Below are 17,847 nucleotides of genomic sequence, written 5' to 3' on the forward strand. Positions count from 1 at the left end.
CGCCGTGAGCGAACGCGGTGAGCGAGCGTAGGCTCGTTCTCGGCGCTCTCCGGGCCGAAATACGATGCGGCGGGCACGGTCGGCCCATCCCTCGACCGCCACAGAACTCAATGGAAGCGAGAAATCACCACCGTGACTGCTCTCACTCTCAGCACTGCCGGTGCGGCGACGCTGCGCGCCGACGCCCTCGTGGTCGGCGTCGCGAAGTCCGGGAAGACGCTCGTCGTCGCCCCGGGCGCCGAGGCCGTCGACAAGGCCTTCGACGGGCGGCTCGCCGCCGTCCTGGAGACCCTGGGCGCCTCGGGTTCCGAGGGTGAGGCGATCAAGCTGCCCGCGCCCGCCGGCCTCAAGGCCCCCGTCGTCCTGGCCGTCGGCCTGGGCGCCGCTCCCGAGGACGGCGAGTCCTTCGGCGCGGAGACCCTGCGCCGCGCCGCCGGCACCGCCGCCCGCACGCTGACCGGCTCCAAGAAGGCCGCCTTCGCGCTGCCGATCGCCTCCGCCGAGGACGCCGCCGCCGTCGCGGAGGGCGCCCTGCTCGGCGCGTACGCCTACACCGCGTACCAGGAGAACGGCAAGGACGCGAAGAAGCCGCTGGCCGAGGTCGCCCTGCTCGGCGCCAAGCCGCGCGACAAGGCGTACAAGGCCGCCGCCGAGCGCGCCCTGGCCGTGGCCGAGGAGATGAACCGCGCCCGCGACCTGATCAACATGCCGCCGAACGACCTCTACCCCGAGTCGTTCGCCGCCGTCGTCACGGCCGCCGGCAAGGAGCACGGCCTCAAGGTGCAGGTGCTCGACGAGAAGGCGCTCGAGAAGGGCGGCTACGGCGGCATCCTCGGCGTCGGCAAGGGCGCCGTCCGCGGCCCGCGCCTGGTCCGGATCGCCTACACCCACCCGAAGGCGGAGCGGACCCTCGCCCTCGTCGGCAAGGGCATCACGTACGACTCCGGCGGCATCTCCCTGAAGCCTGCCGGCCACAACGAGACGATGAAGTGCGACATGAGCGGCGCCGCCGCCGTCTTCGCCGCCGTCGTCGCGGCATCCCGCATCGGTCTCGCCGTCAACGTCACCGGCTGGCTCGCCCTCGCCGAGAACATGCCGTCCGGCAGCGCCACCCGCCCGGGTGACGTGCTGCGCATGTACAGCGGCAAGACCGTCGAGGTCCTCAACACCGACGCCGAGGGCCGGCTCGTCCTCGCCGACGCGCTGACCCGGGCCTCCGAGGAGCACCCTGACGCGATCGTCGACGTGGCGACCCTCACCGGCGCCATGGTCCTCGCCCTGGGCGACCGCACCTTCGGCATCATGGCCAACGACGACGACTACCGGACCGCGATCCACGAGATCGCCGAGGAGGTCGGCGAGCAGTCCTGGCCGATGCCGCTCCCGGCGGACCTGCGGAAGTCGATGGACTCCCCCACCGCCGACATGGCGAACATGGGCGTCCGGATGGGCGGCGGCCTGGTCGCCGGTCTCTTCCTCCAGGAGTTCGTGGGCGAGGGCATCACCTGGGCCCACCTGGACATCGCGGGCCCGGCCTTCCACGAGGGCGCCCCGTACGGGTACACCCCGAAGGGCGGCACCGGCTCCTCGGTGCGCACCCTGGTGAAGCTGGCCGAGCTGACGGCGGCCGGCGAGCTCTGAGCACACCCGTGACAGGGGCGGCCCCGGGTCTCGCGCCCGGGGCCGCCCCTGTCCTTGCCCGTGAGCGGCCGTTCGCCCGCGACGAAATCCGTAGGTTTCTACGCTGCGGCGATCGCTCCGTACGGACGATCGGCCGTCTCACAGCCCGGCCCCGCGTCCCGCCATCCGTCAACAAGTGCGAAGATGGGTTCTCGGCAGGACAGGGCCCCCACCACAGGGCCGAAATAAAGCGGCCGAACACCAGCCGCCGCCCGGTCACTGAAGACCGGCGACGAGCGCACATGCATGGAGGACGTGACGTGGCGAACGACGCCAGCACCGTTTTCGACCTAGTGATCCTCGGCGGCGGTAGCGGCGGTTACGCCGCGGCGCTGCGCGGAGCGCAGCTGGGCCTGGACGTCGCACTGATCGAGAAGAACAAGCTCGGCGGCACCTGCCTGCACAACGGCTGCATCCCGACGAAGGCCCTGCTCCACGCCGGCGAGGTCGCCGACCAGGCGCGCGAGGCGGAGCAGTTCGGTGTCAAGGCCTCCTTCGAGGGCATCGACATCAAGGGTGTGCACAAGTACAAGGACGACGTGATCTCGGGCCTGTACAAGGGTCTGCAGGGTCTCGTCGCCTCCCGCAAGGTGACCTACATCGAGGGCACGGGTCGCCTCTCCTCCCCGACCACCGTCGACGTCGACGGCCGTCGCGTCGAGGGCCGTCACGTCCTCCTCGCCACGGGCTCCGTGCCGAAGTCGCTCCCCGGTCTGGAGATCGACGGCAACCGGATCATCTCCTCGGACCACGCGCTGACCCTGGACCGGGTCCCTGAGTCCGCGATCATCCTGGGCGGCGGCGTCATCGGCGTCGAGTTCGCCTCGGCGTGGAAGTCCTTCGGCACCGACGTGACGGTGATCGAGGGCCTGAAGCACCTCGTCCCGGTCGAGGACGAGAACAGCTCGAAGCTTCTTGAGCGCGCGTTCCGCAAGCGCGGCATCAAGTTCAACCTCGGCACCTTCTTCCAGAGCGCCGAGTACACCGACAGCGGCGTCAAGGTCACCCTGGCCGACGGCAAGACCTTCGAGGCCGAGGTGCTGCTCGTCGCGATCGGCCGCGGCCCGGTGTCCGCCGGTCTCGGCTACGAGGAGCAGGGCGTCGCGATGGACCGCGGCTACGTCCTGGTCGACGAGTACATGCGTACCAACGTGCCGACGATCTCGGCCGTGGGCGACCTCGTCCCGACGCTCCAGCTCGCGCACGTCGGCTTCGCCGAGGGCATCCTCGTCGCGGAGCGCCTGGCCGGTCTGAAGGCCGTCCCGATCGACTACGACGGCGTGCCGCGGGTGACGTACTGCCACCCCGAGGTCGCCTCCGTCGGCATCACCGAGGCCAAGGCCAAGGAGATCTACGGCGCGGACAAGGTCGTCGCCCTGAAGTACAACCTCGCGGGCAACGGCAAGAGCAAGATCCTCAAGACCGCGGGCGAGATCAAGCTCGTCCAGGTCAAGGACGGTGCCGTGGTCGGCGTCCACATGGTCGGTGACCGCATGGGCGAGCAGGTCGGCGAAGCGCAGCTGATCTACAACTGGGAGGCGCTGCCGGCCGAGGTCGCGCAGCTCATCCACGCCCACCCGACGCAGAACGAGGCGCTCGGCGAGGCCCACCTGGCCCTGGCCGGCAAGCCGCTGCACTCCCACGACTGACGCTCATCGTCATCACAGGGCGCGACGACCACTTTCCGCAATTCGTTAGGAGCAACTGAAACCATGTCGGTTTCCGTAACCCTGCCGGCGCTCGGCGAGAGCGTCACCGAGGGCACCGTCACCCGCTGGCTCAAGGCCGAGGGTGAGCGTGTCGAGGCCGACGAGCCGCTGCTCGAGGTCTCGACCGACAAGGTCGACACCGAGATCCCCGCCCCCGCCTCGGGCATCCTGGCCTCCATCAAGGTCGCCGAGGACGAGACGGTCGAGGTCGGCGCCGAGCTGGCCATCATCGACGACGGCACGGGCGCCCCGGCCCCGGCCGCCGCTCCCGCCGCCGAGGCCGCTCCGGCTCCGGCCGCCGCCCCGGCCCCGGTGGCCGAGGCCCCGGCCGCCCCGGCGCCGGTCGCCGAGGCCCCCGCCGCGGCTCCGGCCGGCGGCGCCGCCGGTACGGACGTCGTGCTGCCCGCGCTGGGCGAGTCCGTGACCGAGGGCACCGTGACCCGCTGGTTGAAGTCGGTCGGCGAGAGCGTCGAGGCCGACGAGCCGCTGCTCGAGGTCTCCACGGACAAGGTCGACACCGAGATCCCGGCCCCGGTCTCCGGTGTCCTCCTGGAGATCGTCGTCGCCGAGGACGAGTCCGCCGAGGTCGGCGCCAAGCTGGCCGTCATCGGTGCCGCGGGTGCCGCTCCGGCCGCCCCCGCCGCCCCGGCTCCGGCCGCCGCTCCGGCCCCGGCCGCCCCGGCGGCTCCCGTCGCCGCCCCGGCTCCGGTGGCCCCGGCCGCCCCCGCCGCGGCTCCGGTGGCCCCGGCCGCCCCCGCCGCGGCTCCCGCGCCGGTGGCTCCGGCCGCCCCCGTGGCCGCTCCGGCCCCGGCCGCGCCGGCCGCCCCGTCCATCGCCCCGGCGCTGGTCACCCCGGTCGCCCCGGCCGAGGACGGCGCGTACGTGACCCCGCTGGTCCGCAAGCTCGCCACCGAGAACGGTGTCGACCTGGCGGCCGTCAAGGGCTCGGGCGTCGGCGGTCGCATCCGCAAGCAGGACGTCCTCGCGGCCGCCGAGGCCAAGAAGGCCGCTGCCGCCCCCGTCGCCGCTCCGGCCGCTCCGGCCGCCGCCGCGAAGGCTCCGGCCCTCGCGGTCTCCCCGCTGCGCGGTCAGACCGTCAAGATGACCCGCATGCGCAAGGTCATCGGCGACAACATGATGAAGGCGCTGCACGGCCAGGCCCAGCTGACCTCGGTCGTCGAGGTCGACATCACGAAGCTGATGAAGCTGCGCGCCCGCGCCAAGGACGCGTTCGCGGCTCGTGAGGGCGTCAAGCTCTCGCCGATGCCGTTCTTCGTCAAGGCGGCGGCCCAGGCGCTGAAGGCCTTCCCGGTCATCAACGCCCGGATCAACGAGGACGAGGGCACGATCACCTACTTCGACACCGAGAACATCGGTATCGCGGTGGACTCCGAGAAGGGTCTGATGACCCCGGTCATCAAGGGTGCGGGCGACCTCAACATCGCCGGCATCTCGAAGAAGACCGCGGAGCTGGCCGGCGCCGTGCGCGCCAGCAAGATCACGCCGGACGACCTCGCCGGTGCGACCTTCACCATCTCCAACACCGGTTCGCGCGGCGCGCTGTTCGACACGATCATCGTGCCCCCGAACCAGGTCGCCATCCTGGGCATCGGCGCCACCGTGCGCCGCCCGGTCGTCATCAACCACCCGGACCTGGGTGAGACGATCGCGGTCCGCGACATGACGTACGTCGCCCTGTCCTACGACCACCGTCTGGTGGACGGCGCCGACGCCGCCCGCTACCTGACGGCCGTCAAGGCGATCCTCGAGGCCGGCGAGTTCGAGGTCGACCTCGGCCTGTAAGGCCATGTGAGGGCCCGTTGCCCGCTGGCAACGTAACGAGCCTCACCTGCGGCGCCCCCGCCCGGAAGTGTTTCCGGACGGGGGCGCCGCCGTATTGTCTAAGGGTCAACACTCCCCGAGGAGCCTTCATGACCGTCCCCGTCGTCCACTCGCTGCGCGAACAGATCCGCGAGCACATCGTGGAGGGGATCGTCAGCGGCCGCTGGAAGCCGGGAGAGCGCATCGTGGAGCGCAGGATCGCGACGGAGCTGGAGGTCAGCCAGACCCCGGTCCGCGAGGCCCTGCGCGAGCTGGAGTCCCTGCGCCTGATCGAGTCGGCCCCCAACAAGGGCGTCCGGGTCCGCAATCTGACCGCGGCCGACCTGGAGGAGAGCTACCCCGTACGCGCCGGTCTGGAGCAGATCGCGGCCGAGCTGGCCGCCGGCCGTCTGGCGACGGACTGCTCGGCCCTGGAGCCGCACGTGACGGCCCTGTACGAGGCGGACGCGACCGCCGACGGCACGGCGCAGGTGCGGCACACGGTGGCCTTCCACCGGGAGCTGGTGAAGGCCGCCGGGAACGGCGTGCTGCTGCACACCTGGGAGACGCTCGGCATCGAGGTCTTCACGGCCCTGTCGATCCGCTGGCTCGGCACGGTCCAGAAGTCGTACGCGGAAGAGCACCAGGAGCTCGTGGAGGCCTTCCGCAGGGGCGACCCGAACATCGGGGCGCTCGTGAAGGCCCACGTCCTGGGCTGCGCTCCGCGCGCCTGACGCCTCCCCCGTTCCGCTGCCGGAACCGAGCGGGTCCGCCCTCCGGGTGGGCCCGCTCATTCGTGCGAGTACCCCCTCAGACGACCGCTCCCACCTGCGAGAACTAGCCGGAATCGAGTCGTTTGCGAGGCACCCGGTGCCCTTCTTCGCGGCACCCTGTGCCGACTTTCTCGATCTGAAGAGGTTTTCCCCTTCAACCCTTTGATCGATCATCGATCGCCGGTTTACAGTCTTCGGCGGGCCGTCACCCGGCCCTTCGCCCTGTCCTGCCAGACAAGGCCCCCTTTTCTCCACCCCACCTGTCCGGAAGGCGGCGATCATGACCGATCCCGTAGGCAAGATTCCGAGCGAGCTCGACCAGCTCCCGGACCGTGACACCGAGGAGACCGCCGAGTGGGCGGCCTCCCTGGACGCCGTCACCAAGGCCGCCGGCCCTCACCGGGCCGCCTACCTGATGCGCCGCACGCTCCAGCACGCCGAGGGCGCGGGCCTCGCCCTGCCCAAGCTGCTGGAGACGGACTACGTCAACACGATCCCCACCTCCGCGGAGCCGTCGATCGCCGAGTCCGGCGGCGACGAGGCGCTGGAGCGCAGGATCACCGCCTGGAACCGCTGGAACGCGGCCGCGATGGTCACCCGCGGCTCGAAGTACGGCGTCGGCGGCCACATCGCCACCTTCGCCTCGGCGGCCTGGCTCTACGAGACCGGCTTCAACCACTTCTTCCAGGGCAAGGAAGCCGACGGTTCCGGCGACCAGCTCTTCATCCAGGGCCACGCCTCCCCGGGCATCTACGCCCGCGCCTTCCTCGACGGCCGCCTGAACGAGGCCCACCTCGACAACTTCCGGCAGGAGTCCGGCGGCAACGGCCTGCCCTCTTACCCGCACCCGCGCCGACTGCCCTGGCTGTGGGAGTTCCCCACCGTCTCCATGGGCCTCGGCCCGCTCTCCGCGATCTACCAGGCACGCTTCAACCGCTACCTGACGAACCGTTCCATCAAGGACGTCTCCGCGTCCCACGTGTGGGCCTTCCTCGGTGACGGCGAGATGGACGAGCCCGAGTCGACGGCGGCCCTCGCGCTCGCCGCCCGCGAGGGTCTGGACAACCTCACCTTCGTCATCAACTGCAACCTGCAGCGCCTCGACGGCCCGGTCCGCGCCAACTTCAAGATCGTGCAGGAGCTGGAGGCCCAGTTCCGCGGCGCCGGCTGGAACGTCGTGAAGTCGCTGTGGGGCAACGCCTGGGACGAGCTGTTCGCGCTCGACACCACCGGCGCCCTCGTCCGCCGCCTCCGCGAGGTGCCGGACGCGCAGGTCCAGACGTACCAGACCCGCGACGCCGCCTACATCCGCCAGGACTTCTTCGGCAAGGACCCGGCGCTCGTCGCGATGGCGCAGCTGCTGAGCGACGACAAGATCCTCGAGTGCTTCCACCTCTCCCGCGGTGGCCACGAGCCGCGCAAGGTGTACGCCGCGTACAAGGCCGCCCTGGAGTTCAAGGGCGCGCCGACGGTCATCCTCGCGCAGACCGTCAAGGGCTTCACCCTCGGTGAGGGCTTCGCGTCGAAGAACGCGAACCACCAGATGAAGAAGCTGACGACCGACGAGTTCAAGAACATGCGTGACCTTCTGGAGCTGCCGATCTCGGACGCGCAGTTCGTCGACGGCCAGGTGCCCTACGGCCACCCCGGCGCCGACTCCCCCGAGGTCCGCTACCTCCAGGAGCGCCGCGCGGCGCTCGGCGGCCCGGCCCCGGCCCGCCGCACCCACGCGCTGCCCGCGCTGCCGGCCCCGGCCGACAAGGCGTTCACGGCCTTCGACAAGGGCTCCGGCTCGCAGTCGATGGCGACGACGATGGCCTTCGTGCGACTGATCAAGGACCTGATCCGCGACAAGGAGACCGGCAAGCGCTGGGTCCCGATCGTCCCGGACGAGGCCCGTACCTTCGGTATGGAGTCACTGTTCCCGTCGCTCGGCATCTACTCGCCGAAGGGCCAGACGTACGAGCCGGTCGACCGCGACCAGCTGATGTACTACAAGGAGGCCAAGAACGGCCAGATCCTCAACGAGGGGATCACCGAGGCCGGTTCGATGGCCGACTTCATCGCCGCTTCCACCGCGTACTCCACGCACGGCGAGGCGATGATCCCGTTCTACATCTTCTACTCGATGTTCGGCTGGCAGCGGACCGCCGACCAGATGTGGCAGCTCGGCGACCAGCTCGGCCGCGGCTTCCTCGTCGGCGCGACCGCCGGCCGCACCACGCTGACCGGTGAGGGCCTCCAGCACGCCGACGGCCACTCGCCGGTGATCGCGGCGACGAACCCGGCGGCGCTGACCTACGACCCGGCGTTCGCGTACGAGGTCGCCGTCATCGTCAAGGAGGGTCTGCGCCGGATGTACGGCGAGGCCGCCGAGGGCGAGGACCAGAACGTCTTCTACTACCTGACGGTCTACAACGAGCCGATGCCGCAGCCGGCCAAGCCGTCCGGCATCGACGAGGGCATCGTCAAGGGCCTCTACCGCTTCAACACCGCGGAGTCGGCCGGTCTCGACGTGCCGGCGAACGCCTCGCGCATCCAGCTCCTCTCCTCCGGCACGGCGATCCACTGGGCCTTCGAGGCGCAGAAGCTGCTCGCCGCCGAGTGGGGCGTGGCCGCCGACGTGTGGTCCGCGACCTCCTGGACGGAGCTGCGGCGCGACGCCCTGGAGGCGGACGCGGCGCTGCTGCGCGGCGAGGAGAAGGTGCCGTACATCCGCAAGGCCCTGGAGGGCGTCGAGTCCCCGGTCCTCGCGGTCTCCGACTACATGCGCCAGGTCCCGGACCAGATCGCGCAGTGGGTCGAGCAGGACTGGTCCTCGCTCGGCGCGGACGGCTTCGGCCTCTCGGACACCCGTGACGCGGCCCGCCGCCACTTCGGCGTCGACGCCCAGTCGATCGTCGTCGCGGCCCTCGCGCAGCTCGCCCGCCGCGGCGAGGTCCCGGCCTCGGCCGTGAAGGAGGCGCGCGAGCGCTACGGCCTGTAGTCCGGCCGACTGACCGGCAGCCCACAGGACATCCCCGAGGGGCCGTGCCCGTACTTCTCGTACGGGCACGGCCCCTCGGCCTGTCCTGGGGGCTGCCGTGCCCCGAAGATGGGTCCATGCGCGCCACCCGTCTCATCAAGCTGGTCCTGCTGCTCCAGTCCCGTCCGTCGATGACGGCCGCCGAACCGGCCGCGGAGGCCGACGGCCGGGTACGGGTCGTGCTGCGGGTGGAGAGCGAGGAGGTCGCCTTCTCCCAGCTCCTCACCCTGGGTCCGGAGGCCGAGATCCTGTCCCCGCCCGCCCTCCGCGCACGCTTCACGACGGCGGCCGCGGCTCTGGCGACGCTGTACGCCTGACGGGCGAGGGACCGGCCCACGTACCCCCGGCCCCGTACTCCGTGTCCCTAGGGGGTGTCGTCACATTCCCGTCGTCGCCCTAAGGGCGGCCCCGCGGCGTCTGGTGCGCGCTCTCGGCGTGCCGGGTGGAAGCCCACGTACTGGACGTACGTGGGCTTTCGCCCGGTGCGGCGAGAGTGCGTGCCTGGGGGCACCTCCCAGCGGTAGCTGGGGGAGCGCCGCGGGGCAGACGGGAATGTGACGACACCCCCTAGCGGTAGTCCGCCACGTCCGGTGTGCCCGTCTCGTCCGCGAGCATGTAGCCCCAGGCGTCCGGCCGTGAGCCGTCGGCGTCGGTGAAGCCGTACTCCCTCGCCAGCTGGCCGCTGGACAGCGACCGGCCCGTCCAGCGGTGGCGGTCGGGGTCGGCGGCGAGGGCGGCGACGGCCCTGCCGACGTACACCGGGGACTCGGCGACGGCGAAGCCGGGGATCTTCTCGACGGCGTCGCGCCAGTTCTCCTCGGTGACGCCGAAGGACTCCAGCATCTGCTCCGACCTGAGCCAGCCGGGGGTGAGGGCGACCGCCGTGGCGCCGTGCTCCTCCAGCTCGGCGGCGAGGCCGAAGGCCATCCGGAGGGGGGCGTTCTTGGCGAGGTCGTAGAAGAGGTTCTCGCGGAAGCGGGTGCCGTTGTACTCGGTGGTGCCGTCCGTGAGCTCGACGACGAGTCCGCCGGGGTTCCGGATGAGCAGCGGCAGTGCCGTGTGCGAGGTGATGACGTGCGTCCGGACGCCGAGTTCGAGCATCCTGAGGCCGTCGTCCAGGTCGTTCTCCCAGGTCTTCTTCCCGAAGACGAGGAGGTGCTCGCCGCCCCACACGTCGTTGACGAGGACGTCGAGCCGTCCCCGTTCCCGGTCGATCCGGTCGACGAGCGCCCGGACCTGGTCCTGCTCCAGATGGTCGGTCGGCACCGCGATGCCCTCACCGCCCGCGGCCGTCACCAGTTCGGCCGTCTCCTCGATGGTCTCGGTTGTGCGGCCGACCTCGCTGACCTTCTCGCGGGTGGTGCGCCCCGTGACGTACACGGTGGCTCCGGCGGCGCCGAGCTGGACGGCGATGGCCCGTCCCGCGCCCCGGGTGGCCCCGGCGACCAGGCAGATGCGTCCCCGCAGGGGTGTGGTTTCCGTCGTCATGGACACCAGCCTGGCAGGAAAGTACGACATCTTCTGTCCGGATTCACTTCCGGAGTTCTTCGGGCATTCCGGGTGCGTCGCGCCCGTCGAGACAGGATGCTGGTCCCGTGATGGACGAGACGGAGTTCTGGGAGATCATCGATGCCACCCGCGAGGCCGCCGAGGGCGACCCCGAGGAGCAGGCCGATCTGCTCGTGGAACGGCTGACCCGGCTGGATCCCGACTCCGTGCTCGACTACGCCCGCCATTTCGAGGCCCGGTACAACCGCGCGTACCTCTGGGATCTGTGGGGCGCGGCGGCGGTGCTCTTCGACGGGGCGGGTGACGAGACCTTCGACGCCTTCCGTTGCTGGCTCATCGGCCAGGGCCGGGAGGTCTTCGAGGGGGCCGTGCACGAGCCGGACGCGCTGGCGGAGCTCCTCGGCGACTTCGACGTGGAGATCGACGGGGACGGCGAGGAGATCGGTTTCGCGGCGGACGAGGCGTACGAGCAGCTGACCGGCGCCGAGACCCCGGACCTGGGCATTCCGATGCCGGGCGGGGAGCCGCTGGGCACGCCCTTCGACATGGAGAGCGACGACGTCCTCGCGGCCCGCTTCCCCCGGCTGTGGGAGCGCTTCGGGGCCGCGTAGAGGCTGGTACGGGAAAGAGGTACGGACCCGGGGGCCGTCCCACCCCGGGTCCGTACCGGCTCTGCCGGTGCCGGCTCTTCCGTGCCGCCTCCGTGCCGCCTCCGTGCCGCCTCCGCGAAGACTGCCGGCCACCGGTCTCCCGGTGCCGGCGTCCGTCAGCCCTGCTGGAGCCGCGGGTTCACCTGGCCGAGGATCATGTCCGTGCGCGGCTGGAGCGCCGGGAAGAGCTGCTCCGGCTGCGGGATCGCCCAGTACTTCCCCTCGGCGACCATCTCGAAGACGCCGCTCGGCGTGCTCCTCGGGGGTCGGTCCGTGCTAGTCGGCGAGGGTCTGCAGGTGGTCGGCGCCGATCCCGGAGGAGGCGCCCGTGACGACGGCCGTGCGGCCACCGAAGACGCGCTCGGCGAGGGCGCTCGTCAGAAGTGCGTCCCGCCGTCGACGCGGACCTCGGTGCCGGTGATGAACTTCCCGTCCTCGCTCGCGAGCATCGCGACGACGCCGGCGACGGTCTCGGGGCCGGCGAAGCCCTGGCCGAGGGCGGGGGCGAGCTTCGCGAAGAGGGACCAGTCGGTGTCCTCGGGCAGGCCGGGACCGATCGACTGCTTGCTGGCGCCGGTGCCGTCGGTCATGCCGGAGGAGATGGAGCCGGGCTGCACGGCGGTGAAGCGGATGCCCTGCTTGGCGTACTCGGCGGCGAGCGCGTGCGTCATGGACTGGATGCCGCCCTTGCTGGCCGCGTAGGCCGCCATGTACGGGTGGGCGAACATCGCGGAGGTCGAGGAGAAGTTCACGACGGCGGAGCCGTTGCCCTCCAGGAGGGCCGGTATCGACTCGCGGATCATGAGGAAGGTGCCGGTGAGGTTGATCCGCAGCACCTGCTCGAAGGAGTCGAGGCTCGTCTCGTGGGTGTGCGAGGAGCGCAGGATGCCGGCCGCGTTGACCAGGACGTCGAGACCGCCGAGCGCCTCGACGGCGGCGGCGACGCCGGCCCGTACGGAGGCCTCGTCGGCGACGTTCACGACGACGGTGGTGAGGCGGTCGGCGGCCTCGCCGGCCTTGGCGACGGTGTCCTTGAGGCCGTCCTCGCTGATGTCGGCGGCGACGACCCGGCCGCCCTCCGCGAGCACCCGGAGCACGGTGGCCTGGCCGATGCCGGAGCCACCGCCGGTGATGAGGGCGCGGCGTCCTTCGTAACGGGTCAGCTGGTTCATGGCGGCAACCTCTCGATGTCAAGCTTCCGTGGAACGCCTGCCACCGTACGCCCGAGTGGCACGTTTTGCCAGAGTTGCACGGCATGCACTTCCGGCAGGCGCGGGCGTAGTCTTCGTACGGTGAGCACCAAGCCCCCCTCCCTGACGGAGCGCCGCAAGGCCGCGACCCAGCTGGACATCGCCCGCGCCGCCGCCGAGCTCTTCACCGAGCGCGGGCCCGACGGCACCACGGCCGAGGACATCGCCCTGCGGGCCGGGGTCGCCCTGCGCACCTTCTACCGGTACTTCCGCTCCAAGCAGGACGCCGTGGCCCCGCTCCTCGCGGGCGGCGCGGACCGCTGGCGCGAGCAGCTCGCGGCGGCGGGCCCCGGGGCCCGCCTTCCCGAGGCCCTGGAGCGCTCGATCGCCGAGTCGCTGGCCGCGGAGGACGAGGAGAGGGCCGAGGGGCTGCTGTGGACGCGCGGGCTCCTGCGGGCGGCCGCGGAGGACCCCGCCCTGCGAGCCGTCTGGTACCGGGTCAACCAGGAGTCCGAGGAGAAGCTGCGCGAGGTCCTGGCCGGGCTCGCGGGCCCCGGGACCGACCCCCTGGAGCTCCGGCTCGCGGCGGCGGCGGCCACGGACGCCATCCGGATCGCCCTGGAGACCTGGGCGGAGACGGACGCGCCGGTGCGCGGCGAGGGCTCACCGGCCGCTCTCGCCGTCCGCTGCATGCGCGAGCTGATGGGCGGGATGCGGCTCCTCGGGGACACGCCCGCCGGGGACAGCTCAGTCGCGTAGCGCGCGGCCCATCAGGACGTCGTCCACGTACTCCCCGTCGATCAGGAGCTCGCCCGGCAGGACGCCCTCGACCGCGTACCCCTCGGAGGCGTAGAGCGCGCGGGCCGGCGTGTTGTGCCCGAGGACCCGCAGGGTGATCCGTCGGGCGCCCTCCGCGCGGGCCCGCTCCGCCGCCGCCCGCAGCAGCGCCCGCCCCACGCCCCGGCCGCGGACGGATTCGTCGACCACGAGGCCCTGGATCTGGCGCACGTGAGCGTTGGCGGCGAGCGGGGTCGGCAGGGCGAGCCGGACGTATCCGGCCACGGCGCCGTCCACCACCGCGACGAGGTAGTCCTCGGGCCGGTGGCGCTCGTCGAAGAAGGGCTCGTACGGTTCCGTCGGCGCGGGCACTACCGCGTGCAGGGGCGACCAGGCGGCCCGGTCGAGCGCGCCGAGGGCGCCCTCGTCCCCGGCCTCGGCGATACGTATCTGCGTCTGCGGCACGATCATGACGGCCACTGTGTCACGCACGGGCCCCGAAGGGCAGGATGAGCCCATGCAGCGTTCCGCCACTCGCAAGCGCGTCGCCGTCACCGGCGCGACCGGACTCATCGGCCGGGCCCTCGTCCGCTCCCTGCGCGCCGACGGTCACGACGTCCTCCGCCTCGTCAGACGGCCCGCCGCGACCGCCGACGAGGTCGAGTGGGACCCGAAGCGGCTGTACGTGGACGCCGCCGGACTCGTCGGGGTGGACGCCGTGGTCCACCTGGCGGGCGCCGGCGTCGGCGAGCGCCGCTGGACCGAGGCGTACAAGCGGGAGATCCGCGACAGCCGCGTCCTCGGCACCCGGGCGGTCGCCGAGGCGCTGGCCTCGCTCGCGGAGCCGCCGGAGGTCCTGGTGTGCGGCACCGCGCTCGGCTACTACGGCGACACCGGCAGCCGCGCGGTCGACGAGAGCGCGCCCGCGGGGACGGGCTTCCTGCCCTCGGTGTGCGTGGAGTGGGAGGCCGCCGCGGCGCCCGCCGTGGAGGCCGGCATCCGCGTCGCCCACGCCCGCACCGGCCTGGTCGTGGCCCGCGAGGGCGGGGCGTGGGGGCGGCTCTTCCCGGTCTTCCGCGCCGGGCTCGGCGGGCGGATGGGCGACGGCCGCCAGTACTGGTCCCACATCTCCCTCCACGACGAGGTGGCCGCCCTGCGTCACCTGGTCGACACCCCGGCCCTGTCCGGCCCGGTGAACCTGACGGCCCCCGAGCCGGTCACCAACCGGGAGGTGACGGCCGCGATGGGCCGGGTCCTGCGGCGGCCGACGGTCTGCGCGGTGCCCGCGCCCGCGCTGAAGCTGGTACTCGGGGACTTCGCCCAGGACGTGCTGGGCAGTCAGCGGGTGCTGCCGGCCCGGCTGTTGGAGTCCGGCTTCGACTTCGCCTTCCCGACGATCGACGAGGCGATCAGGGCCGCGGCCCGCTGACCCCCGCCCCCTCCCCGCGGCGCCCTGCGCTCCCCCGTGCTGCGTGCACCCCGCCGCGCGCGGGCCGACTTCCGCGGGCGCGCTCCCTAGGCTCGATGCCCATTGTTCGATACGACCGCGAACGCGGGCATTCCGGGGGCCGGTTGGGGGCATAAGGCCTCCCACCGGCGGCGCCGACCTGGGGAGGGGCACGTGCTCAGTACCGCAAGTACCGCACAGCGAACGGACGTCGGAGAGACCGTCGACGTCGTCATCGTGGGGGCCGGGATCGCGGGGCTCACGGCCGCCCTCCGGCTGACCGAGGCCGGTGTCTCCGTCGCCGTCCTGGAGGCGGAACCGCAGGTGGGCGGCCGGATGGCCACCGACTCCGTCGACGGCTTCCTGCTCGACCGGGTGGGCCCCCTGCTCACCCTCTCGCCCGAGGAGCTGCGGGCCGTGCCGGGGCTCGACGGCCTCGCGCTGCGCCCCTTCGCGCCGGGGGTGCTCGTGCACAGCGACGGCCGGTACGCCCGGTGGGGCGCCCCGCACCCGCGCCGGACGGGCGGCGCGCCCCGCGGAGGGGGGCACCGGAGCGTGGGGGGAGCGTTCAGCATGGCGCGCGCCCTCGCGAGCGCCCCCCGGCGGCCGGCGGCCTCGCTCGACCAGGCGCGGCTCGGCGCGTCCCTGGTCCGGCTCGCCGCGACCCCGTCGCAGCGGCTGCTCGCCCGCCCCGAGCGGACCGCGCGCGAGGCGCTGACCGCCCGGCTGCCCTCCCGGACCGTGCAGGGCGTGCTGCGGCCGCTGCTCGCGGCGCTCCTCGGCGACCCGGACCTCGGCACGTCGAGCCGTCGGGCCGACCTGGCCCTCCGCGCCTTCGCCAGGGGCCGGCTCGCCGTGCCGGAGGGCGGTGCAGCGGCCCTCCCCGAGCGGCTCGCCGCGGCGCTGCCGCCCGGCACGGTCCGTGCCGGCGTCCGGGTCACCGAGGCATCCGTCTCCCGAGTGACGACCGCCGAGCACGGGGTCCTCGGCTGCCGAGCGGTGCTGCTCGCGACGGGGGCGCGGACGGCGGCCGAGCTGCTGCCCGGCCTGCGGACGCCCGCCTTCCACGCGGTGACGGTCCTCCATCACACGGCGCCCGTGGCGCCCACCGGTGACCCGACGCTGCTCCTGGAGTCGGACCCGGGCGGGCCCGTGGCCCACACGGCCGTGATGAGCGCCGTCGACCCGGTCCGCGCCCCGGAGGGCCGGTCCCTGATCACCTCGACGGTGCTCGGGGCGCCGCCGGACGACACGGAGCGCCGGGTCCGCAAGCACCTCGCCACGCTGTACGGCACGTCGACCGACGAGTGGGAGCTGCTGGCGCTGCACCACACGCGGGAGGCCGTGCCGGCGATGCCGCCGCCGTACGACGCGCGGCGGCCGGTCCGGCTGCTCGCAGGCCTGTACGTGTGCGGCGACCACCGGGACGCGGGCACCCCGCAGGGCGCCCTCGCCTCGGGGGCGCGCGCGGCCCGCGCCCTCCTCGCCGACCTCGGCTTCCGGCTCCCGAAGGAGGAGGAAGAGGCGGCGGAGGAGGCCGCGTGAAGCGCGGTCAGCCGATGGCTGCGACGCGGTCGCGGTAGGTGCGGGCGGCTGCGGCGTCGCGGTAGGGCTCCAGGCGGCGCTCGAAGTCGCGGACGTACTCGACGGCGCGTGCCGAGCGCATCTCGGAGGCCTGTTGGGCGGCCTCCGCGCCCAGGGCGCACGCCTGGTCGAGTTCGCCGAGGGCGAGGCGGGAGGTGGCGAGGACGACCCGGCAGAAGAGCCGGCTCCGGGCGAAGCCGGGCGCGCGCAGCTGGAGGGCGCGCTCGGCGTGCTGGGCGGCGGGCCGGTACTGCTGGAGGTCGCGGTGGCAGTGCCCGAGCTCGTCGGCGAGCTGGGCCTCGTCGAACATCCTGGCCCAGTAGGGCACCTCGTCGCCGGGCCGGGCCGCTTCGAGGGCCCGCTCGGCCCGGACCAGGGAGGCGCCGCAGACGCGGGCCTCGCCGAGGACGGCGTGCCCGCGGGCCTCGATCGCGTGCAGCATCGCCTGGACGACGGGCGGCGCGGCGGGCCCGACGCCCTGCTGGGCGACCCGGGCGAGCTGCACGGCCTCGCGTCCGTGGCCGAGGTAGACGGCCTGGCAGCTCATGGTGAGGAGCACGTACGAGCCGTAGGCCCGGTCGCCGGCGGCCTGGGCAAGGCGCAGCGCCTGGACGAAGTAGCGCTGGGCGAGGCCGTGGGCGGCGATGTCGTACGAGGTCCACCCGGCGAGCCGGGTGAGGTCGGCGGCGGCGGCGAAGAGACGGCGGCCGACGGACTCGCCGTACGTGCCGCGCAGCATCGGCTCGGCCTCGTGCTCCAGGTAGCGGACGAGGGCCTGGCGCGCGTGCCCGCCGCCGTAGGCGTGGTCGAGGGTGCGGAAGAGCTCGCCGACGGAGCGGAGGGCGGCGACGTCCCCGCTGGAGACCCGCTGGCCCGGCCCCCGGTCCGTACCGCGCTGGCGGGGCACGGAGAAGCGGCCCTGCGCGGGGACGCGCGGGTCGTGCTGGGTCACCCGCGGGTCGTGCTGGGTCACCCGGGGGTCGTTCGGGATCCGGGGTTCGTGCGGGGAGCGCGGGTCGTGCCGCGCGTGGGGGTCGCCGGGCGCCCCTGTGTGGGGCCGGGAGGCGGGCGGGCCGGGGGCGAGCTCGCCGCGGGCCACCCGGTCGTCGGCGCGGCCGATGAGCCAGTCGCGACTGGGCACGACCAGCCCGGCCGGGGTGAAGGCGATCTTGCGGAGTTCGGCGTGGCTGCCGGAGTCCTTGCGCCACAGCCCGCTGACGATGTCGACGGCCTCCTCGGGGGTCGCCGCGAACTCCAGGCCCGCGTAGACCGGCGCACAGGCGTCGAGACCGAGGTCCTGCGCGGAGAGCCGGCGGCCGAGGCGCCGGGTGAAGACCTCGGCGATGAGGGCGGGGGTGGTGCCGCGCGGCTGCTGGCCGCGGAGCCAGCGGGTCACGGAGGTCTTGTCGTACCGCAGATCGAGGCCGTGCTCCAGACCGAGCTGGTCCACCCGTCTGGCGAGGCCCGCATTGGAGAACCCGGCTTCGGCGATGAGCGCGGCGAGCTGGCGGTTCGGGATGCGCTGCGGTGGTCGTTCCGTCATCAGCTGTGCGGTCTCCTGCCTTCCGGGCCCAGGTGCAGCCCGTTCGGACCCTCATGGAACGGCGTGAATTTAGCGGTCCTCACGGCCTGTACCGCCACCTTCGCCCCACATTCATCCGATCGTGTGAGGATTGACGGCA

General features: G+C 72.9%; 14 protein-coding genes. 10 read left to right on the forward strand and 4 right to left on the reverse strand.

Annotated features, from left to right (window positions below):
- Positions 1–132 precede the first annotated feature (132 nt).
- The 6 genes from IE124_RS07940 (at position 133) to IE124_RS07965 (ending at position 9,325) form a co-directional block, all read left to right on the forward strand.
- The gene (locus IE124_RS07940; RefSeq protein WP_189506221.1) at positions 133–1,641 is read left to right on the forward strand and encodes a leucyl aminopeptidase; all 1,509 of its coding nucleotides are present in this window, start codon (positions 133–135) and stop codon (positions 1,639–1,641) included.
- Positions 1,642–1,940: 299 nt separating this feature from the next.
- The gene (gene lpdA / locus IE124_RS07945; RefSeq protein ID WP_189506223.1) at positions 1,941–3,329 is read left to right on the forward strand and encodes a dihydrolipoyl dehydrogenase; all 1,389 of its coding nucleotides are present in this window, start codon (positions 1,941–1,943) and stop codon (positions 3,327–3,329) included.
- 63 nt (positions 3,330–3,392) lie between these two features.
- On the forward strand, positions 3,393–5,192 hold the full coding sequence (gene sucB, locus IE124_RS07950) for a 2-oxoglutarate dehydrogenase, E2 component, dihydrolipoamide succinyltransferase (protein ID WP_189506225.1): 1,800 nt from the start codon (positions 3,393–3,395) through the stop codon (positions 5,190–5,192).
- Between the two features lie 128 nt (positions 5,193–5,320).
- The gene (locus IE124_RS07955; RefSeq protein ID WP_189506227.1) at positions 5,321–5,944 is read left to right on the forward strand and encodes a GntR family transcriptional regulator; all 624 of its coding nucleotides are present in this window, start codon (positions 5,321–5,323) and stop codon (positions 5,942–5,944) included.
- Between the two features lie 319 nt (positions 5,945–6,263).
- Positions 6,264–8,969, forward strand: coding sequence for a pyruvate dehydrogenase (acetyl-transferring), homodimeric type (aceE, locus tag IE124_RS07960; protein WP_189506229.1), 2,706 nt, complete (start codon positions 6,264–6,266; stop codon positions 8,967–8,969).
- A gap of 116 nt (positions 8,970–9,085) precedes the next feature.
- Complete coding sequence (locus IE124_RS07965) at positions 9,086–9,325, forward strand: WCX domain-containing protein (protein WP_189506231.1); 240 nt, start codon at positions 9,086–9,088, stop codon at positions 9,323–9,325.
- Positions 9,326–9,575: 250 nt separating this feature from the next.
- Here IE124_RS07965 and IE124_RS07970 read toward each other — a convergent pair whose 3' ends face one another.
- Entirely contained in the window at positions 9,576–10,496 is a 921-nt protein-coding gene (locus IE124_RS07970) for an SDR family oxidoreductase (RefSeq protein ID WP_189506233.1), read from the reverse strand.
- Between the two features lie 110 nt (positions 10,497–10,606).
- Between IE124_RS07970 and IE124_RS07975 the strand changes: the two genes are divergently transcribed.
- On the forward strand, positions 10,607–11,128 hold the full coding sequence (locus IE124_RS07975; protein ID WP_189506431.1) for a DUF4240 domain-containing protein: 522 nt from the start codon (positions 10,607–10,609) through the stop codon (positions 11,126–11,128).
- Positions 11,129–11,544: 416 nt separating this feature from the next.
- On the opposite strand, the gene IE124_RS07980 is transcribed toward IE124_RS07975, so the two are convergent.
- Positions 11,545–12,339: an SDR family NAD(P)-dependent oxidoreductase gene (locus tag IE124_RS07980; protein ID WP_229832251.1), complete on the reverse strand. Its 795-nt coding sequence runs from the start codon at positions 12,337–12,339 to the stop codon at positions 11,545–11,547.
- A 120-nt stretch (positions 12,340–12,459) separates the two neighbouring features.
- Between IE124_RS07980 and IE124_RS07985 the strand changes: the two genes are divergently transcribed.
- Positions 12,460–13,116, forward strand: a complete 657-nt coding sequence (locus tag IE124_RS07985; RefSeq protein ID WP_229832252.1) for a TetR/AcrR family transcriptional regulator — start codon at positions 12,460–12,462, stop codon at positions 13,114–13,116.
- Here IE124_RS07985 and IE124_RS07990 read toward each other — a convergent pair.
- Positions 13,105–13,605: a GNAT family N-acetyltransferase gene (locus IE124_RS07990; protein WP_189506238.1), complete on the reverse strand. Its 501-nt coding sequence runs from the start codon at positions 13,603–13,605 to the stop codon at positions 13,105–13,107. The genes IE124_RS07985 and IE124_RS07990 overlap by 12 nt on opposite strands.
- A gap of 46 nt (positions 13,606–13,651) precedes the next feature.
- Here IE124_RS07990 and IE124_RS07995 point away from each other — a divergent pair, with 46 nt between their 5' ends.
- Both IE124_RS07995 and IE124_RS08000 read left to right on the forward strand, forming a co-directional pair.
- Positions 13,652–14,563 (forward strand): TIGR01777 family oxidoreductase, encoded by a 912-nt coding sequence (locus IE124_RS07995; protein ID WP_189506240.1) that lies wholly within the window; start codon positions 13,652–13,654, stop codon positions 14,561–14,563.
- A gap of 192 nt (positions 14,564–14,755) precedes the next feature.
- Positions 14,756–16,126 carry an NAD(P)/FAD-dependent oxidoreductase gene (locus tag IE124_RS08000; RefSeq protein ID WP_189506242.1) on the forward strand — a complete coding sequence of 457 codons (1,371 nt, stop codon included), beginning with the start codon at positions 14,756–14,758 and terminating at the stop codon, positions 16,124–16,126.
- 7 nt (positions 16,127–16,133) lie between these two features.
- On the opposite strand, the gene IE124_RS08005 is transcribed toward IE124_RS08000, so the two are convergent.
- Positions 16,134–17,708 (reverse strand): NsdA family TPR-like regulatory protein, encoded by a 1,575-nt coding sequence (locus tag IE124_RS08005; protein ID WP_189506245.1) that lies wholly within the window; start codon positions 17,706–17,708, stop codon positions 16,134–16,136.
- Positions 17,709–17,847: the final 139 nt, after the last annotated feature.

Origin of the sequence: Streptomyces narbonensis (assembly GCF_014649015.1) — a bacterium.
Lineage (GTDB): Bacteria > Actinomycetota > Actinomycetes > Streptomycetales > Streptomycetaceae > Streptomyces > Streptomyces narbonensis.